The 16,317-nt window shown below is 41.0% G+C and carries 15 protein-coding genes, 7 tRNA genes and 1 pseudogene; 4 read left to right on the top strand and 19 right to left on the bottom strand.

Going from position 1 to position 16,317, the window contains the following annotated elements; genetic code table 11:
* Positions 1-59 precede the first annotated feature (59 nt).
* The 4 genes from ACP7A0_RS11670 to ACP7A0_RS11655 all read right to left on the bottom strand — a co-directional run bounded on the left by ACP7A0_RS11670 (position 60) and on the right by ACP7A0_RS11655 (position 3,747).
* Positions 60-425: an MmcQ/YjbR family DNA-binding protein gene (locus tag ACP7A0_RS11670; protein ID WP_060595608.1), complete on the bottom strand. Its 366-nt coding sequence runs from the start codon at positions 423-425 to the stop codon at positions 60-62.
* Between the two features lie 143 nt (positions 426-568).
* Positions 569-1,462: an alpha/beta hydrolase gene (locus ACP7A0_RS11665; RefSeq protein ID WP_106037135.1), complete on the bottom strand. Its 894-nt coding sequence runs from the start codon at positions 1,460-1,462 to the stop codon at positions 569-571.
* A 194-nt stretch (positions 1,463-1,656) separates the two neighbouring features.
* Positions 1,657-3,096: a DHA2 family efflux MFS transporter permease subunit gene (locus ACP7A0_RS11660; RefSeq protein WP_034666046.1), complete on the bottom strand. Its 1,440-nt coding sequence runs from the start codon at positions 3,094-3,096 to the stop codon at positions 1,657-1,659.
* 72 nt (positions 3,097-3,168) lie between these two features.
* Positions 3,169-3,747, bottom strand: a complete 579-nt coding sequence (locus ACP7A0_RS11655; protein ID WP_034666049.1) for a TetR/AcrR family transcriptional regulator — start codon at positions 3,745-3,747, stop codon at positions 3,169-3,171.
* Positions 3,748-4,105: 358 nt separating this feature from the next.
* Here ACP7A0_RS11655 and bglS point away from each other — a divergent pair, with 358 nt between their 5' ends.
* A complete protein-coding gene (gene bglS / locus ACP7A0_RS11650) occupies positions 4,106-4,837 on the top strand; it encodes a beta-glucanase (RefSeq protein WP_003214284.1) in 732 nt (243 codons plus the stop codon).
* A gap of 42 nt (positions 4,838-4,879) precedes the next feature.
* Here the strand turns inward: bglS and ACP7A0_RS11645 are convergent, their stop codons facing one another.
* Positions 4,880-5,281 (bottom strand): MerR family transcriptional regulator, encoded by a 402-nt coding sequence (locus tag ACP7A0_RS11645; RefSeq protein ID WP_034666051.1) that lies wholly within the window; start codon positions 5,279-5,281, stop codon positions 4,880-4,882.
* Between the two features lie 214 nt (positions 5,282-5,495).
* Between ACP7A0_RS11645 and ACP7A0_RS11640 the strand changes: the two genes are divergently transcribed.
* Both ACP7A0_RS11640 and ACP7A0_RS11635 read left to right on the top strand, forming a co-directional pair.
* A complete protein-coding gene (locus ACP7A0_RS11640) occupies positions 5,496-6,545 on the top strand; it encodes an NAD(P)-dependent alcohol dehydrogenase (protein WP_060595604.1) in 1,050 nt (349 codons plus the stop codon).
* A 272-nt stretch (positions 6,546-6,817) separates the two neighbouring features.
* Positions 6,818-7,279: a CarD family transcriptional regulator gene (locus ACP7A0_RS11635; protein WP_106037132.1), complete on the top strand. Its 462-nt coding sequence runs from the start codon at positions 6,818-6,820 to the stop codon at positions 7,277-7,279.
* Positions 7,280-7,566: 287 nt separating this feature from the next.
* Here ACP7A0_RS11635 and ACP7A0_RS11630 read toward each other — a convergent pair whose 3' ends face one another.
* The 4 genes and pseudogenes from ACP7A0_RS11630 to ACP7A0_RS11615 form a co-directional block, all read right to left on the bottom strand.
* Positions 7,567-7,770: a cold-shock protein gene (locus ACP7A0_RS11630; RefSeq protein WP_003214229.1), complete on the bottom strand. Its 204-nt coding sequence runs from the start codon at positions 7,768-7,770 to the stop codon at positions 7,567-7,569.
* 370 nt (positions 7,771-8,140) lie between these two features.
* Complete coding sequence (locus tag ACP7A0_RS11625) at positions 8,141-8,647, bottom strand: GrpB family protein (RefSeq protein WP_426005202.1); 507 nt, start codon at positions 8,645-8,647, stop codon at positions 8,141-8,143.
* Positions 8,648-8,865: 218 nt separating this feature from the next.
* Positions 8,866-8,994, bottom strand: a pseudogene (locus ACP7A0_RS11620) (alpha/beta fold hydrolase); the annotation flags it as partial.
* A 22-nt stretch (positions 8,995-9,016) separates the two neighbouring features.
* The gene (locus tag ACP7A0_RS11615) at positions 9,017-9,349 is read right to left on the bottom strand and encodes a winged helix-turn-helix transcriptional regulator (RefSeq protein ID WP_426005200.1); all 333 of its coding nucleotides are present in this window, start codon (positions 9,347-9,349) and stop codon (positions 9,017-9,019) included.
* Positions 9,350-9,526: 177 nt separating this feature from the next.
* Here ACP7A0_RS11615 and ACP7A0_RS11610 point away from each other — a divergent pair, with 177 nt between their 5' ends.
* Positions 9,527-10,501 carry an NAD(P)-dependent alcohol dehydrogenase gene (locus ACP7A0_RS11610; RefSeq protein WP_106037131.1) on the top strand — a complete coding sequence of 325 codons (975 nt, stop codon included), beginning with the start codon at positions 9,527-9,529 and terminating at the stop codon, positions 10,499-10,501.
* Between the two features lie 434 nt (positions 10,502-10,935).
* Here the strand turns inward: ACP7A0_RS11610 and ACP7A0_RS11605 are convergent.
* The 10 genes from ACP7A0_RS11605 to ACP7A0_RS11560 form a co-directional block, all read right to left on the bottom strand.
* A tRNA-Leu gene (locus tag ACP7A0_RS11605) sits at positions 10,936-11,019 on the bottom strand.
* Between the two features lie 48 nt (positions 11,020-11,067).
* Positions 11,068-11,150 (bottom strand) — tRNA-Leu (locus ACP7A0_RS11600).
* Between the two features lie 7 nt (positions 11,151-11,157).
* A tRNA-Lys gene (locus ACP7A0_RS11595) sits at positions 11,158-11,233 on the bottom strand.
* Between the two features lie 31 nt (positions 11,234-11,264).
* Positions 11,265-11,339: transfer RNA gene (locus ACP7A0_RS11590), tRNA-Gln, on the bottom strand.
* 20 nt (positions 11,340-11,359) lie between these two features.
* Positions 11,360-11,431: transfer RNA gene (locus ACP7A0_RS11585), tRNA-Glu, on the bottom strand.
* A 9-nt stretch (positions 11,432-11,440) separates the two neighbouring features.
* Positions 11,441-11,531: transfer RNA gene (locus ACP7A0_RS11580), tRNA-Ser, on the bottom strand.
* 4 nt (positions 11,532-11,535) lie between these two features.
* A tRNA-Asn gene (locus ACP7A0_RS11575) sits at positions 11,536-11,610 on the bottom strand.
* Between the two features lie 211 nt (positions 11,611-11,821).
* On the bottom strand, positions 11,822-13,669 hold the full coding sequence (locus ACP7A0_RS11570; protein ID WP_426005197.1) for a sigma-54-dependent Fis family transcriptional regulator: 1,848 nt from the start codon (positions 13,667-13,669) through the stop codon (positions 11,822-11,824).
* Positions 13,670-13,777: 108 nt separating this feature from the next.
* Positions 13,778-15,157: a dihydrolipoyl dehydrogenase gene (gene lpdA / locus ACP7A0_RS11565; protein WP_426005195.1), complete on the bottom strand. Its 1,380-nt coding sequence runs from the start codon at positions 15,155-15,157 to the stop codon at positions 13,778-13,780.
* A gap of 18 nt (positions 15,158-15,175) precedes the next feature.
* Complete coding sequence (locus tag ACP7A0_RS11560; RefSeq protein WP_375566939.1) at positions 15,176-16,306, bottom strand: dihydrolipoamide acetyltransferase family protein; 1,131 nt, start codon at positions 16,304-16,306, stop codon at positions 15,176-15,178.
* Positions 16,307-16,317: the final 11 nt, after the last annotated feature.

Genomic DNA, 16,317 nt, shown 5'->3' with positions numbered 1-16,317 from the left:
CAGCACTTCGCTCTAGTCAATTTTGAAGAGAATCACACGGTTTATTAACTTGTCTCACTTCATTCATCATGTTGGAGGATGTCATGTTGAGATTTTTTTGTTAATTTGTGAAAAACCAATTGGTAGGAATGTTCGATTAACTCCTCTACAAATGAAGATGGAATGTCCGCATCAAGGTAAATCGAATTCCAATGAGTCTTATTCATATAATAGCCCGGAATAATCCCCTCATGCGCCTCTCTTAGTTCTTCAGCTCGTTGAGGGTCACATTTTAAAGTGATGACAGGTTTTCGATTCGCATCTCCGCCCATCATAGCAAACATCTTTCCACCAATATGATAACGATCTGCATGCCATTCTGGCTGATAATCATGGGTTACTCCTTTTAAAGAAAGACAAAATGCCTGTAGTTTCTCTTTTTCCATTAGATTCGCTCCTTTTTTAAGTCGTCTTCTATTCTTTCTATTATATCGACAATGAAGGCAGATATCTGATCTTTTTCATTCACTTAACAACAATAAAAGCACAGACCCGCTGGGTTCTGTGCTTTTACATCACTGTTCTTATCTTATTCAAATGCCTTCTTCAATTGATCACTCATCAGATGCCAAGCCTCTTCAGCTATTGCTAAATCTCCGGCATGCGTGAAGGCGTGAGGGACTCCTTTAAACTGTCTGTACGTGACATCTACCCCTGCTTCTTTTAACTTCTCCGCATATTGTTCGGCTTCTTGAGCTAGCGAATCTCTTTCAGCTGTGATAACGAGAGCTGGTGGCATTTGTGCCAAGGATGAACGATCGGCAAAGATCGGAGAAACGAGCGGATTGTGCGGATCTTGGCCTTGCAGATAGAAGGCATTAAAGAGTCTCGCCATTTCAACTGGGATCGCTTCTTCAAACGCTGGTTTTTGTGCTGGATCAGTGGCTAAATCAAGCGGCGGATAATCAAGCACTTGATAGACAATCGGGAGTTTGTTCCCTTTTTGAATATTTAAGAGACAAGCAGCCGTTGCCAAGTTTCCTCCTGCGCTATGTCCGCCAATGGCTATTGCTTTGGGATCTATTTGAAGCTCATCAGGGTGTTCATACAGCCACTTCAGCACATCGTAGCATTCATGAAGAGCGGCCGGGAAAGGGTGCTCTGGGGCAAGCTGATACTCCACATTGACGACGATACATTGCGCTCGGTCTGCAATGACCGGACACCAGTGGTTATCCATTTCAGCACTGCCTAGGATAAATCCTCCGCCATGTAAATTCACAAAAACAGGAAGCGGCTGCTTTGATGTGTTGACCGGCTTAAATACCCATACCTTTGTTTCGCCAGCACTTGTTGGAATGTCATATTCCATTTTGTTTACTTCAGGAGGATGGACTGGTTTTAGTTCCGATTGACTCGGTAATGAACCTTCAGCTGGTTGACGTAATGACGCAGCGATTTTGATTTGTTCTTCTAAGTTCATGATCTCAGTCTCCTATCTTATTCATTTCTTCTAACTCATTCGTTCCTTTTTCCTCTTTTCCTTCTACTGAATCAGCAGCACATTCTCATTGGTTCACTTTTTATCTATCTCCCCATTTTCGCTCTCTTTGAAACAAGCATTGGGCAAATCAAAAAAGCACTGCGGCGCTAGGTCCTCAGTGCTTTTCATCTATTTTATGAAACTTGCTGTTCTACTTTCACTCGTTTAATGAAGAAAGCGATGATCAAACCAATGACGGTCATGATCACAGCAAAGATAAATGCATGCTGGACGCCATTTGTAAAGGCGAGCAGCTGGTTCATCGGATTTGCGGGATCAGCCACATTTTCCATAAAGCTGCGGGTCCCTGATGAAAGGATCGAAATACCGACCGCAGTACCAATAGCTCCTGACACCTGCTGCAATGTATTCATAATCGCTGTACCATGCGGATATAGCTCTGGCGGCAGCTGATTTAATCCATTTGTTTGTGCAGGCATCATGATCATCGCGATTCCGACCATTAACGTAATATGAAGGGTCACAATGTATCCAATCGATGTATTCACACTTAAATTCGTGAAGCCAAACATCGTCGCTGCGACAATGACAAGCCCTGGAATCACAAGCCATTTTGGTCCAAACTTATCAAATAGCCCACCCATGATTGGAGATAGCAGACCGTTGATAATTCCACCAGGCAATAGCATTAAACCTGCTGTAAATGTCGTTAGTGCCAAGGATGTTTGCAGATACAATGGCAAAATCATCATAGCAGACAGCATCACCATCATACACACTAAGATCAGCAGTAACCCAATGACAAACATCGGATATTTAAACGGACTTAAGTTCAACATCGGTTCCTTCATATTCAACTGTCTGAGAGAGAATACAAGAATCCCAATGACACCTACTACAATTGCAACGATAACATGCATACTGCTCCAGCCACCGCCTTCACCGGCACTGCTAAAGCCATACACAATTCCTCCGAAACCAATGGTTGAAAGCACAATCGATAAAATGTCGATTTTTGGTCTTGTTGGCTCCGTAATATTTTGCATAAAGATAAAACCAAAGACGAGTGCAGCTATTAATAACGGAAGTGAAATCCAGAAAATCCAATGCCAAGTCAGCGATTTCAAAATAAGACCAGAGACTGTTGGACCAACAGCTGGTGCAAACATGATCACAAGACCTATAATCCCCATTGATCTGCCTCGTTTATGAGGCGGGATGATCACCAAAATCGTATTGAACATCAATGGAAGAAGCAATGCTGTACCGACTGCCTGTACGACACGTGCCACCATTAAAATACTAAAGACTGGCGCAACCGCCGCAATAAATGTTCCAATGATCGAAAAGATGAGCGACGTAATGAAAAGCTGTCTTGTTGTAAACCACTGAAGAATGAGTCCTGAAATTGGTACGAGAATACCAAGTGTTAATAAATATCCTGTTGTCAGCCACTGAGCTGTCGTTGCTTCAATACCAAAGTCTAACGTTAAGCTTCTCAGCGCCATATTTAGTGCTGTTTCACTGAACAAGCCAATAAAACCAGCTGTAATAAATGAGATAATAATGGGCAGCGTTCGAATATGAGAAGCTGCTGCTTGCTGTTTGTTCATAGTAGGTTGGCTCCTTTTCTTTTTCAATTTAGATCAATCATAGGAAGTCAGGCTGGTCAGAAATGAGCCACTTCAATGTCTATTGAAAACAGATAAAATCTGTTTCTCTGCAGCGAATTGAGCGATTTTTTCGATTGAATAACCAGATTCACAAATATAAAACATCAGTTCAGGCGTCATCGGAGAGGACATACATAATGTCGTCAGCTCAATATCCTGTATGTTCGCTTCCCCTTTTTCTTCTGCTTCCTCCAGCAAATCACGAATGATTTGTTTAAGCGATTGACTGTAATGACAATCATACACTTTACTTGTCTGCTCTAAATTTCCAGAGATTGTAAGCATCCGAATCCAGTCTAAATGATGACCGACGATGAGATGAATTTCTTCGAGCACATAACGCAAACGTTCACGAACCGGCTGGTCACTGATTTTGCTCAAGTAAAGATGCAAAGCAGGGATCAGCTGTTCAAATCTTTCTCCAAGGATAGAAAGGCACAAATCACTTTTATTGGCATAGCGGCGGTAAAGAGTGCCCTGCCCAACACCAGCTGTTTTGGCAATTTTATGCATGCTGACATTTTCCACGCCAAATTCCTGAAACAAAGAAAAAGCGACCTCTTCAATTTCCTTTCCAATATCCTTTTCCATGATGCCTCACCTTCTTTACCTTCATCCATATTGCACTTATCTCTATGTGTTAAATCTCATCTCTTTTGATTCTCATTAGGACAATTGTCCCGATATTATCTTACGGACAACTGTCCGCTTTGTCAATCATTCTTTATTAAATGGCATGAAAAAGATCAAAAACTCAATTTTAACGAATGAGTTTTTGATGATCTTTTGCTGTTTATACCATTTTCTTTAGTAACTTCCTATGAAATAAGAGAAGAATCTAGCAAAAAATCCTCTTTAATATCATATATTAGACCGATTTTCCATTTTGAGAGAATCATGTATGATCAATTAAGAAAACGCTTTCAAAAAAGGAGAGGGGAATGCCTACATGTCTTACCGTGTGAAACGAATGTTGATGCTGCTTGTCACTGGAATAGTCTTGAGTTTGTCCACATTTACTGCGGGTGCCTCGGCACAAACAGGCGGGTCGTTTTACGAGCCTTTTAACAACTATAATACGGGGTTATGGCAAAAAGCCGATGGGTACTCGAATGGAAACATGTTTAACTGTACGTGGCGTGCAAATAATGTCTCCATGACGTCATTAGGTGAAATGCGATTATCGCTCACAAGTCCCTCCTATAATAAGTTTGACTGCGGAGAAAACCGCTCCACTCAAACATATGGCTACGGTCTATATGAAGTCAGCATGAAACCAGCCAAAAATGTAGGGATCGTGTCTTCGTTCTTTACTTATACGGGACCGACTGATGGTACGCCTTGGGATGAAATTGATATCGAATTTCTAGGAAAAGATACGACAAAGGTTCAGTTTAACTACTATACCAATGGTGTAGGAAATCATGAAAAGATCGTCAACCTTGGTTTTGATGCAGCAAACTCTTATCACACGTATGCATTTGACTGGCAGCCTAACTCGATTAAATGGTATGTAGATGGACAATTAAAACATACTGCCACTACTCAAATCCCTCAAACTCCAGGAAAGATTATGATGAACCTCTGGAATGGTGCAGGTGTCGATGAATGGCTCGGCTCCTATAACGGTGTTACACCGCTCCACGCACATTATAACTGGGTGCGTTACACAAAAAGATAACCACATCACAAAACCTGTGAAAAGTCACAGGTTTTTCTTCATTTAAATTAAGCTGGTTTTTAGTTGATGAACCAGCTTTTGTTCATAGCTGTGGATAATATCTTCATAACTTTCTATCTTGTAATCTAACCGCTTAATCGTCTCTTCGATTTCCTTTTGTTTTTCTACAAGTCTTTCTCTCTCATTGACCAAAATACTTTTCCGCGAGGACAGGGTACGATCCTCGCCCTCGATAAATAAAGCCGTATATTCTCTAAGTGCATCAATTGAGAGACCCGCATTTCTCATACATTTGATAAATTCAATCCACTGAATATCTTCTTCTGCATAATCACGAACACCGTTTTCATCACGCCGGATCGGTCGAATTAAACCAATATTCTCGTAGTATCTGAGCGTGGCAGTAGATAAATCGAGCTGCTTGGCGGCTTGTGCTATTTTCATTGTTTTCACCCTTCTCTTCTTCTCTCACCTTATGAAAAATGAAATTCCTTCTTCTCATCATCTCCAATTTGATAGAGAACGCAAGATGCTTTTGGCTCAATTCTTTATTTAAGGATGTTGAAAAGCTTGAAGAGGGTTCTCTATTGACTTAGAGTTCACTTTAAGACGTACAGTATAGAAGTAAAGAATCTTACTTTTGAAAGGATGATCAAGAATGTGTCAGACGCACCATTCAAACGTTTTAAGTGTTTCACATGCAAAAGCGAGCTTTGAACGGACAACCATTGAACGAAGAGCGCTTCGTCCACATGATATTTTAATCGATATTCAATTTAGCGGGATCTGTCATTCAGATATCCACAGTGCCTTTGATGAATGGGGCGGCGGTATTTTCCCAATGGTTCCGGGTCATGAGATCACTGGAGTCGTTGCCGCTGTTGGTGATGATGTGACGAAATTTCAGATCGGAGACCGTGTAGGTGTTGGCTGCTTTGTTGATTCCTGCGGCACCTGTGAATATTGCCAAAATGGAGACGAGCAATATTGCACGAAAGGGGTCGTCCAAACCTATAATAACCTCGATTATGACGGGGAACCGACTTACGGCGGCTATAGTCAGAAGATTGTCGTGACAGAGCGCTTTGTCGTCAGCATTCCAGATCAACTATCCCTTGATGCCGCAAGTCCTCTTCTCTGCGCTGGAATCACAACTTATTCACCGTTAAAGCACTGGAAAGCAGGGCCAGGTAAAAAAGTTGCCATCGTCGGGATGGGCGGACTCGGTCACGTGGCCATTCAATTCGCACGTGCACTTGGCGCTGAAGTCACGGTATTGAGCCGCTCTTTGAATAAAAAAGAAGAGGCGCTGTCATTTGGTGCAAAAGATTATTTTGCTACAAGTGATCCTCATACCTTTCAGACACTAGCCGGTCAGTATGACCTCATTCTCAACACAGTTTCTGCCAATATCAATATAGACGCCTATTTGTCCCTACTTCGTGTGGATGGAACCTTGGTGAACGTCGGTGCACCACCTGAGCCAGATCAATTCCACGTCTTTTCATTGATTACTGGCCGTCGCAGCATTGCCGGTTCACTCGTTGGAGGCATACAAGAAACACAAGAAATGCTCGATTTTGCAGCTGCTCACAATATCGCACCACAAATTGAAGTGATCAACGCAAGTCAAGTTGATGAAGCGTATGAACGTGTGCTGAAAAGTGATGTGCGTTATCGGTTTGTCATTGATATTTCGACATTATGATCGGATTCTATTTTGAAAGACTAGCTCAATGGCTGGTCTTTTTTAATGGTGGATATCCTGTTTTTCTTATAGCGAGGATTCTAGAGGATATGTTCAAAAATCATGGATAATAAAAAAACAATCACACCCAAAATTTCTTCAAAATAATCTCTCTTTTTTAGAACTAAATTTATTGACAAAAAATAAATAAACATGTTATTATTAAAAATTTGATTATTCCGGATCGATTTGTGGTACCCTTATAGTAGGTACTTAATATGGAGGTGGATGATATGTTTCAAATTGGTGATAACATTGTGTATCCAATGCATGGAGCAGGTATAATTGAAGCCATAGAAGAAAAAGAATTTTCTGATGAAAAACAACAGTATTATGTGATTAATATGTCAATCAGTCATATGAAAGTGATGATACCAACACGGAAAATGTCGGGTTCACGTATTAGACCTGTTACAGATATACTGGCATTAAACAGTGTGATACACATTTTCCAGCATGGCAAATCAGATCAAATACTGACATGGAAAGAACGTCATACAATTAATACAAACAAAATAAAAACGGGTAACATCCAAGACGGTGCTGAAGTTGTACGTGACCTGATGCGTATGAAGAAAGAGAAAGCACTAAATGCAAGTGAAAAGAAAATGCTAGATGATGCCCATGAATTTTTGCTAAGTGAATTAGAAGTCATCAAAGGGATTACAGAAAAGCAAATAAAAAGTTTCTGTTAAGAACTCTGCCGCTCTTTTGGGCATCCCTCACCATTTTTGAATACATGTTCTCTAAGAACCTATCCACCCTTCAACTTATGAAAGAAAAAAGAATTTATTTAGGCAAATTCCGCATATTGTAAATCCAATATGCTATACTGTTGATAAACCTTTGAAGCATGAATTTTTTTACGATTACCTTGTAACATCCCCCTACTTGTACGCTGAGTAGGGTTTTTTATTGAAGAAATAAATAAAAACACAAAAAAACAGGCTCTCTACAGAGAACCTGTTTTTAAAAATGAAGATTAAGCAGTTTTTTGAACGTTAGCAGCTTGAGCTCCACGAGAACCTTGCTCTACGTCAAATGTTACTTTTTGACCTTCGTCTAAAGATTTGAATCCGTCACCTTGGATAGCTGAGAAATGTACGAATACATCGTCGCCTTCTTCACGTTCGATAAATCCAAAACCTTTTTCTGCGTTAAACCATTTTACTGTACCTTGTTCCATGTTTGTTGCCTCCTAGTGCGTTTACCACACAATGTATTATACTATCCTTGCCCAAAGTATCCTCAAGACGAAAAGTCTTTCTTCATGCTATCCTTTACGCCGAACAAAAATAATTATTCTTATTGTAACATGAATCGGAAATAATTGCAATTTAGGATTTAAAAGAGCACCAAACGTGATATAGTGACACAAATAAGACAGGGGGTTTAATGATGAAACGAATAAACAAATTTCATATCCCTCACCCTTGTTAATTTAGCTATGTTAAAGAATAATGTTGATTTTGGTTAAAAAGAAGAAACTCCCCTTTGTAGCGAGTCCACTTGTGCATAAAATCAGTTAGTTTGATCACCAAAAGAGAGAATCTTTTCTAAATTCTCTCTAAAATCGACTGAACAAAGTCAGTTTTCCCCTCTGCATATTTGTGTTTTTCATTTTTATTTAAAATTGATAGGTTCAGTTTGAGCTGCTCGTACTCACTTCTTACTAGTTCGTTACTTATTAAATAATCCCTGAAATTTAACTGTTCGAGTAAATACCTATTGCCTGTTTGATACATATGGATTTGGTGTGTACGTGGTTCTCCTTTGTTGAAATAGTGTCTTTCAGGTAAAACATTGGTTCCTTTATATGAATAACCTAGCCCTTCCAAAGCTGTTACGCACTGTTCTCCGTCAAGAAAATCATCTATTTCAATTGCAATATCAATAATTGGCTTCGCACTTAAACCCTTTACTGCTGTACTTCCAATATGGTGGACATTCACTGTGTACTGACCGATAACCTCTACTATTCGTTTCTTTTCCATTTCAAATTCTTTGACCCATTCAACAGACCAAGGAACTAAAAAAACCTCTCCTCTTGGTAATCCAAGCATTTACTCAACCCGCCTTATGATTGTTTAGTTAGACTTTTTTAACATAGGTCAAATCGGTAGAAAACATATAAATCTTACTAATAGTTGAAGCATTTCGATGGATAGCAAAAAACCTTTCAAACGGTATGGGGATGATTGGACTGCATTATATAAAAATATTATTCTCAAACAAAAACGTCCACTTACTTAAGATGAGTGGACAGTCATTTAGAGAAAAACTACTTAACATTTTCCGCCTCAAGTCTGTTTAACCAGTTATGGACTAATGAGTTAAATACATCGGGTTGTTCAATTTGCAGGTTGTGGCCAGCCATATCAAGCACTGCAAAAGTTACCCTTGGATAATCTAGTTTTCTTTTTATATTCATTTTATTTTGATTTTTCTAATTGGTTTTCGCCCCATAAAAGAAGTTGTTCAAATATAGGGATCAGCTCTAGTCCTGCCCCAGTCAATGAATATTCTACTCTTGATGGAACTTCATTATACTGAACTCGTTGAACAATTCCGTTTTCAATCAGATCCTTTAATGATTGATTGAGCATTGTTCCTGTAATTCCATACACTTTACGCTTTAACTCATTATATCGAATATCATTGTAACTACATAGTACAGCTAAGATTTTTAAATTCCATTTTCCCGCTAATATATTTAAGGCATAACTTACTGGAGCTATCGCTTTATTTAGCTCACTTTCAGTCATATTTTATCCACTCCTTAGTCAGTTTTTTCTTACTTAATCAGTTTATATTGAGTACTTGTTAAATCAATTCCATTTATTATAATCAAATATGTAAACCATGTCACCCATGTATTAGAGAGCTAAATTGATTTTAAAACCCTTCAAGTTCATACTTTTTCTAGGAGATGGAGTGAGTAAATGAAAAATGAAAAGATGCGTGCTGCACAATATACTAAATATGGATCACCGAATGTTCTTTTTGAAGATTCTATATCAAAACCTGTTATAGAAACTGGAGAAGTACTCATTCGTGTACATGGGTCGAGTGTAAACTCTATGGATACGCTTTTTCGATCAGGCAAGATGAAACTATTAACGGGTAATCAATTCCCTAAAGGAACAGGGGCAGACTTTTCTGGTGAGGTTGTTGAGGTAGGATCGAACGTAAAAAATTATCAATTAGGTGATAGAGTGTGGGGAGTTCTTCCTATGAAATTAAGGAGCCAAATTGGTAGTGCCGCTGAATATGTAGCTATATCACCTGAGAAAATATCTAAAATTCCTACAAAGGTTGATCTCTTACAAGCTGCGGCATTGCCTGGCGTAGGTGCTACTGCAATTATTGCTTTAAAATATAAAACTAAACTTAGAAAAGGCGAAAAGTTACTTGTACGTGGTGCAAGTGGAGGAGTCGGAAGCATTGCGATTCAAATTGGCAAAATGTTGGGTGCTCATGTAACTGCTCTTGCAAACGAAAAACATCTTACTTTTCTTCAAGAGCTAGGTGCAGACGAAGTATTTGATTATAAAAAAACATCTCCTACTGATCTTAAAAAGTTTGATGTAGTCATGGACACAGTGGGAACTGACCTCAAACATTATAGGCGCTTGCTTGCAAAGAACGGTAGAATGGTTACTATTGGATTTCCTAGTTTTTCGTCCTTAATATATATATTAGCTTCAACTACTTTCGGTTCTCGTAGAGTTCGCACATTCAGTGCAAATCCCAAAAATGAACTTCTAAAAGAATTAGCATCTTATGTAGATTCCAACAAGGTCAGACCAGTTATTGATAGCATTTATTTTTTATCTGATGTTGCCAAAGCTCATCATTCCTTAGAAGCTGGAGGTGGACGAGGAAAACGCATCATAAATTTACTTGATAAAAAATAAGCCATCATTTCAGGATAAAATGGACGCTCGTTTCTTGTAAAAGGCGTTGCTCCATTTGCGGCGTTATTAGGCGGGGCTTTAGATGGATTGAGATCGACTCAATTTGCTGATGCATTCAGGACTTTAGCCGTTAAATTATAGATCGTCTTTTCACCAGTACCAAGACTAGCTATTGGAGGTACATATAAGTTTGTTTCCAAATTAATCAGAGACTATAACTCTTTCAGTAGGATATACTAGATCTAAATCCTATGACGTGGCGTTTGATTATGGTAAAAGATATTATGAAAAAAACCGTTACTACTTTACTAGCAATATTCAATATTTCTGCTGTAAAAGGTGCATGGTTTTGGTAAGCAAGTCTTCTCCCATAGCTGTATTTTCCGCACAAAAAAATAATACCAAAGGTGGTCAAACCCTTGGTATTATTGGGATGCGGCCGAGAGGACTTGAACCTCCACGGGTTATTCACCCACTAGGCCCTCAACCTAGCGCGTCTGCCATTCCGCCACGACCGCGTGTATGATGTGCTCTTATATTCATAAGTGCACTGTTTGAAAAAACAATGCGGGTGAAGGGACTTGAACCCCCACGTCATAAAGACACTAGATCCTAAGTCTAGCGCGTCTGCCAATTCCGCCACACCCGCGTGACAATGGTGAGCCATGAAGGACTCGAACCTTCGACCCTCTGATTAAAAGTCAGATGCTCTACCAACTGAGCTAATGGCTCATCTGCTATGCAGAAAAACATATATATAAAATGGCTGGGCTAGCTGGATTCGAACCAACGCATGACGGAGTCAAAGTCCGTTGCCTTACCGCTTGGCTATAGCCCAACGAATCAAAAAACAAAACATGACCCGTACGGGATTCGAACCCGTGTTACCGCCGTGAAAGGGCGGTGTCTTAACCGCTTGACCAACGGGCCATACAATAATGGCGGAGAAGGAGGGATTTGAACCCTCGCGCCGCTTACGCGACCTACACCCTTAGCAGGGGCGCCTCTTCAGCCACTTGAGTACTTCTCCATTATGGCTCCGCAGGTAGGACTCGAACCTACGACCGATCGGTTAACAGCCGATAGCTCTACCACTGAGCTACTGCGGAATAATAAGACATGTTTCATTATATATATGCCAGAAAAATGTGTCAAGAATTTTTAAGCGTTTCATTCCTGGCCCATTTGCGACGGCTTTTATAATTTAACATATACTAATATAACAGTCAAGCCTTTTTCCATGCCATTTGTTTAACTTGGCAGAAAGCCCCCGACCTCTTCACGTAGACCAAGGGCCTTGATGCAGCCTTCCTCAGGAGACTAAGACAGCTTAAACTTTCGCATCCACTTATAAAAAGTACTTCTTGGCACCCCTGCTAACTTCGCTGCTTCTGACACATGACCTTTTGTTTTATGCAGTGCTTCTATCACTGTTTGCTTTTGAATGCGCTCCCTAAACGTGAGTTCTTTTGGAATCTCGGTACACTCTGCTGGATGCAGCTTCTGCTTTTTCTGATCAATCGTCTCTAATACTGAAGCATATTGCGATTCACCAATCCATCCGCCTTTCGGAAAGAGGACCCTTAGATATTCAAACAGATTAAAAAGCTCTCGTATGTTTCCCGGCCAGTGGTATTCCTGCAATGTCTGAAAAAATGATTCAGGAAATACCGCATTCCAGTGGTACTTCTTTTGGTAATAACGATATAAATCATGAATGTCTTCTTTTCTTTCTCTAAGCGGCGGGATGTTGATTGGATAGACATGAAGACGGTAATACAAGTCTTCTCGTATTTTTCCTTCCTTCAGTAGTTCATTCATATTACGGTGAGTCGCTGTAATGATTCGAATATCCAAAGGGATTTCGTATGTCCCGCCGAGCGGTACGACTTTCCTTTCTTCTATCACCCGAAGAAGTGCTACTTGCATCGCATATGGGATTTCGCCAATTTCGTCTAAAAAGAGTGTTCCTTTATGAGCTTGTTCAAACTTCCCTTTAGCTCCGTGACGTTTTGCTCCTGTAAAAGCCCCTTCAGCATAGCCAAATAATTCGCTTTCTAACAGGCTTTCAGGAATGGCTCCGCAATTAACAGCAATAAACGGCCCTTTATGCCTCTCACTGGCTGAGTGAATAGCTCTAGCGGCCAGTTCCTTCCCTGTACCTGTTTCGCCCCAAATATATACATTGGCATCTGTTTGTGCCGCTCTTTTCATCTCACTGAGCGTCTGTTGAAACACCTTACTTGTTCCAGATTCCCCGGGAAATTGAGCAAAGGAAACGGTGATGCTATTTTTCGCTGCTTCTTCAAGGGAAAGGGACATGCCCAGCATCTTTCCATCTTGCTCTGATTGAATGATCTGCGTTCCCCGGATAACAAATGGATGACCCTTAAGCCGCTCGACATCCATTCCGTACCAGTCAGAAAATCGTTCTCTAATCGACCGGCTTGCAGAAACAATTTGCTTTTTTTCATTACAGACCACATACGGTTCGTCTGCTTCCACCTGCTGGAGACAATGAGTGATGAGCTCCATCTCTCTCCTCTTTTGCTGGACTTGAATTTCTCTCTCTATGGCATAAGCAACCGTTGAAGCCATTCCAAGCATAAAAGGGTGCTTGTTATCCGCCATACAGGAGATATCAATCACCCCTATGATTGTACCGTCTGCATCACGAATAGGAGCGGCTGAACAACTCCAATGGTGAGAAGCGACAGAAAAATGCTCAGTTCCGTTGATCGTCACAGCTTCCCCGATGACGAGTGCCGTTCCAATAGCGTTCGTCCCAACATCTGTTTCGGTCCAGCGCGACCCCTCCATAAAATTAATTTTTCTTGCTTCCACCATCGTTCTTTGGCTTCCTGTCAGACTTAGCACATAACCGTCTGCATCGATAAGTAAGGCCAGCATGTCAGATTCTTTTAATTGCTGACTGATTTTATTTAAGTAAGGAAGAGCAGCATTGAGGAATAATGAGTATTTCTTTTTTTGGGCACTGAATAATTCCTTTTCTAACAACGACTGTCCTTTATCTAAATACGGATTAACATTTGCCTGTTTACACCTGTGCCATGATTCCATCACTCTCTTATTCAGACGAGACTTATCAAGCAAACCTTCACGAACAAAACGTTTCCACGTATTTAAATAACAAGGCGTCGGATTCATTCCATCCTCTCCTCTGGGGGCTTTTTATTCATTATAGATAATTATAAAAGCGCTTTCAATTAACATTGGCTAACCCAAGAAGTCAATCGGATAGAAAAAGAGTCTTTTTCAGCAGTGCACCGCTCGTCCCATTGTTTGCAGTAAGGCTTCGTGTATCGCCTCTGAAAGTGTCGGATGTGCCGCAATAAACTGCTCTAATGTATCAGCGGTCAGCTCTGTATGCATCATCACCGCCGCTTGTCCAATCAGTTCTGTTGCATTCGGTCCAATGATTGATACACCTAAAATTTCTTGATATTGCGGTTCTACAATGACCTTTACTTGACCGGCTGGTTGATTTAAGATTAATGCTTTTCCATTTGCAGAAAATGCACATGTCCCTATCCGAATCTCCTCATATTGTTTTCTAGCACTCTCTTCATTTAAACCAACACTGGCGATTTCTGGAGAGGTGTAGATGCATCTTGGAATCACTTGTTCATTGACTTTTACATGTTCACCTGATGCATGGGATGCCGCAACCGTTCCTTCATGAAAAGCAGTATGAGCAAGCTGGACCCCACCTGTCACATCACCGCACGCATAGATATGCGGGAGATTGGTTTGCATATGTTCATTGACGTAGATTCCGTTTCTGTCAAATTCAATGCCGACCTGATCAAGATTCAACTCTCCAAGCTGCGGAGTTCTGCCAATTGCCACTAAGCAACGATCAGACTGGATTTCACACTGCTCTCCTTGATTTTTCTCTACCACTACTTTTCTTGAAGAAGAATCAAGCTGTTTGACTGCGGCGGACGTCAAAATGTCTACACCCGTTTCTTCAAGTTGCTCGTGAAGACATTGTGCTATATCACGATCTTCTTCAGGTAAGATGTGCACTGCTCGCTCAACCATGACAACTTTTGTCCCCATTCTGCTAAATATGCTTGCAAACTCACAGCCGATCACCCCTCCCCCAATAATACAAAGCGAATCTGGTATCGAAGAAAGTGACATGGCATCCTTGCTGTGAATGATCCATTCCCCATCAAAAGGTGCAAAAGGTAAAGCAGCAGGCGCTGCCCCTGATGCAATAATGATTTGTTTTGCTTGAATGATTTCAGACTTCCCTTCACTTTCTACCAATAGCTCGTGTGCCGATAGAAATGACGCCTTCCCATTCAACACGCTGATTTTGTTTTTATTCATCAAGTAGCGAACGCCATCAGTTAGTTGCTTGACGACAGACTGTTTCCGTTTTTGAACGGCATCCCATTGGATGATAGGCTCATGTTCTGGGAGCTCAATTCCAAAATGTACAGCCGATTTCACATGCTCAAACATATCGGCGCTTTGCAAAAGCGCTTTCGTCGGAATACAGCCTTCATTGAGGCAGGTACCCCCCAGCTGACGTTGATCAATTAACACAACCTTTCTGCCAAAACGGGCGGCTGTTATGGCCGCCACATAACCTGCTGGTCCGCCTCCTATAATGACCAGTGTCATGATACGTTCACCTTCTTCCTATAAAAGAATGGATATTGGTTCTTCTAAATATGCTTTGACCGTTGATAAAAATGCGGATGCCGGCGCTCCGTCCAGCACGCGGTGATCAAACGTAAGACTGAGTGGCAGGATGGTCCCTTTGCACAATTCATCCTCTCGATAAACAGGGGTTTCATACATTGTTCCGACGCCAAGGATACCGGCTTCCGGCGGATTCAAAATCGGAGTGAAATGCTCTACACCATATGCACCTAGGTTGGTGATCGTAAAGGTAGAGCCTTCGATTTCATCGTGAAGAAGTTTGCCTTCACGTGCTTTTTTGCCATACAATTTGATGGTCTTCGCTAGCTCAATGAGCGCTAGTCTCTCCGCATGTCGAATAACTGGCACAGCTAAGCCGTTTTCTAAAGCAGCAGCTATCCCAACATGAACATACTCAAAAGTTTCCACTCTTTCATTTTGATATTGACTGTTCATCGCAGGGTGTTTGAGTAATGAAAGGATCGTTGCTTTGGCTACAAAATCGGTCATGGTCAATTTTGTCTCGTGACGGGCTATGGCTGTTTCATTCAGCTGTTGTTGTAAGTTTGTAAGTTTTGTCACGTCCGCTTTCATCGTAATGGTTAATTGTGCACTTGTTTGCAGGCTTTCCATCATTCTTGAGGCAATTGTTTTCCGCATCGTGTTAACAGGTTGATGCTCTGTCTCATTTTGTTTTTTCTCTGCCCGTTCTGGAAGCGCATGAAGCACATCCGCTTTCGTAATTCTCCCCCCCGGTCCTGTCCCCACCAGCGTATCAATGTCTAGGTTTACGCTATTCGCAATTTTACGAGCAACAGGGGAGATTTTCTTTCTCTCTTTCTTTGGTTTTGACTGGACGTCTCTTTCTTTCTTTTCCTCCACCTGTTCATTTCCTTCACCGATATAGCAAATGACCGTGCCAGGCGGTACACCTTCTCCCTCAGACACTTTTATATCCAATATGGTTCCTTCAGCAGGTGATTCGATCTCCATTTCAATTTTTTCGGAGTTGATGCTTGCAATGCTTTCCCCTTTATTTACGGTCTCACCGACCTCCTTATTCCAGACAGATACCGTTCCTTCTTTCATCGACATACCCAATTTAGGCATCACAACTTCGACAGCCATCTCCCTCTCTC

Source organism: Bacillus sp. DWP3-1 (genome assembly GCF_049896565.1).
In the GTDB taxonomy this organism is placed as follows: Bacteria; Bacillota; Bacilli; order Bacillales; family Bacillaceae; genus Bacillus.
This window is presented reverse-complemented; position numbering and strand designations above follow the sequence as displayed.

Bases quoted from the DNA above. Each gene is read 5' to 3' on its own strand.
- ACP7A0_RS11670 (WP_060595608.1), bottom strand. From the start codon at position 425: ATGGAAAAAGAGAAACTACAGGCATTTTGTCTTTCTTTAAAAGGAGTA.
- ACP7A0_RS11665 (WP_106037135.1), bottom strand. From the start codon at position 1,462: ATGAACTTAGAAGAACAAATCAAAATCGCTGCGTCATTACGTCAACCA.
- ACP7A0_RS11660 (WP_034666046.1), bottom strand. From the start codon at position 3,096: ATGAACAAACAGCAAGCAGCAGCTTCTCATATTCGAACGCTGCCCATT.
- ACP7A0_RS11655 (WP_034666049.1), bottom strand. From the start codon at position 3,747: ATGGAAAAGGATATTGGAAAGGAAATTGAAGAGGTCGCTTTTTCTTTG.
- bglS (WP_003214284.1), top strand. From the start codon at position 4,106: ATGTCTTACCGTGTGAAACGAATGTTGATGCTGCTTGTCACTGGAATA.
- ACP7A0_RS11645 (WP_034666051.1), bottom strand. From the start codon at position 5,281: ATGAAAATAGCACAAGCCGCCAAGCAGCTCGATTTATCTACTGCCACG.
- ACP7A0_RS11640 (WP_060595604.1), top strand. From the start codon at position 5,496: ATGTGTCAGACGCACCATTCAAACGTTTTAAGTGTTTCACATGCAAAA.
- ACP7A0_RS11635 (WP_106037132.1), top strand. From the start codon at position 6,818: ATGTTTCAAATTGGTGATAACATTGTGTATCCAATGCATGGAGCAGGT.
- ACP7A0_RS11630 (WP_003214229.1), bottom strand. From the start codon at position 7,770: ATGGAACAAGGTACAGTAAAATGGTTTAACGCAGAAAAAGGTTTTGGA.
- ACP7A0_RS11625 (WP_426005202.1), bottom strand. From the start codon at position 8,647: ATGCTTGGATTACCAAGAGGAGAGGTTTTTTTAGTTCCTTGGTCTGTT.
- ACP7A0_RS11615 (WP_426005200.1), bottom strand. From the start codon at position 9,349: ATGACTGAAAGTGAGCTAAATAAAGCGATAGCTCCAGTAAGTTATGCC.
- ACP7A0_RS11610 (WP_106037131.1), top strand. From the start codon at position 9,527: ATGAAAAATGAAAAGATGCGTGCTGCACAATATACTAAATATGGATCA.
- ACP7A0_RS11570 (WP_426005197.1), bottom strand. From the start codon at position 13,669: ATGAATCCGACGCCTTGTTATTTAAATACGTGGAAACGTTTTGTTCGT.
- lpdA (WP_426005195.1), bottom strand. From the start codon at position 15,157: ATGACACTGGTCATTATAGGAGGCGGACCAGCAGGTTATGTGGCGGCC.
- ACP7A0_RS11560 (WP_375566939.1), bottom strand. From the start codon at position 16,306: ATGGCTGTCGAAGTTGTGATGCCTAAATTGGGTATGTCGATGAAAGAA.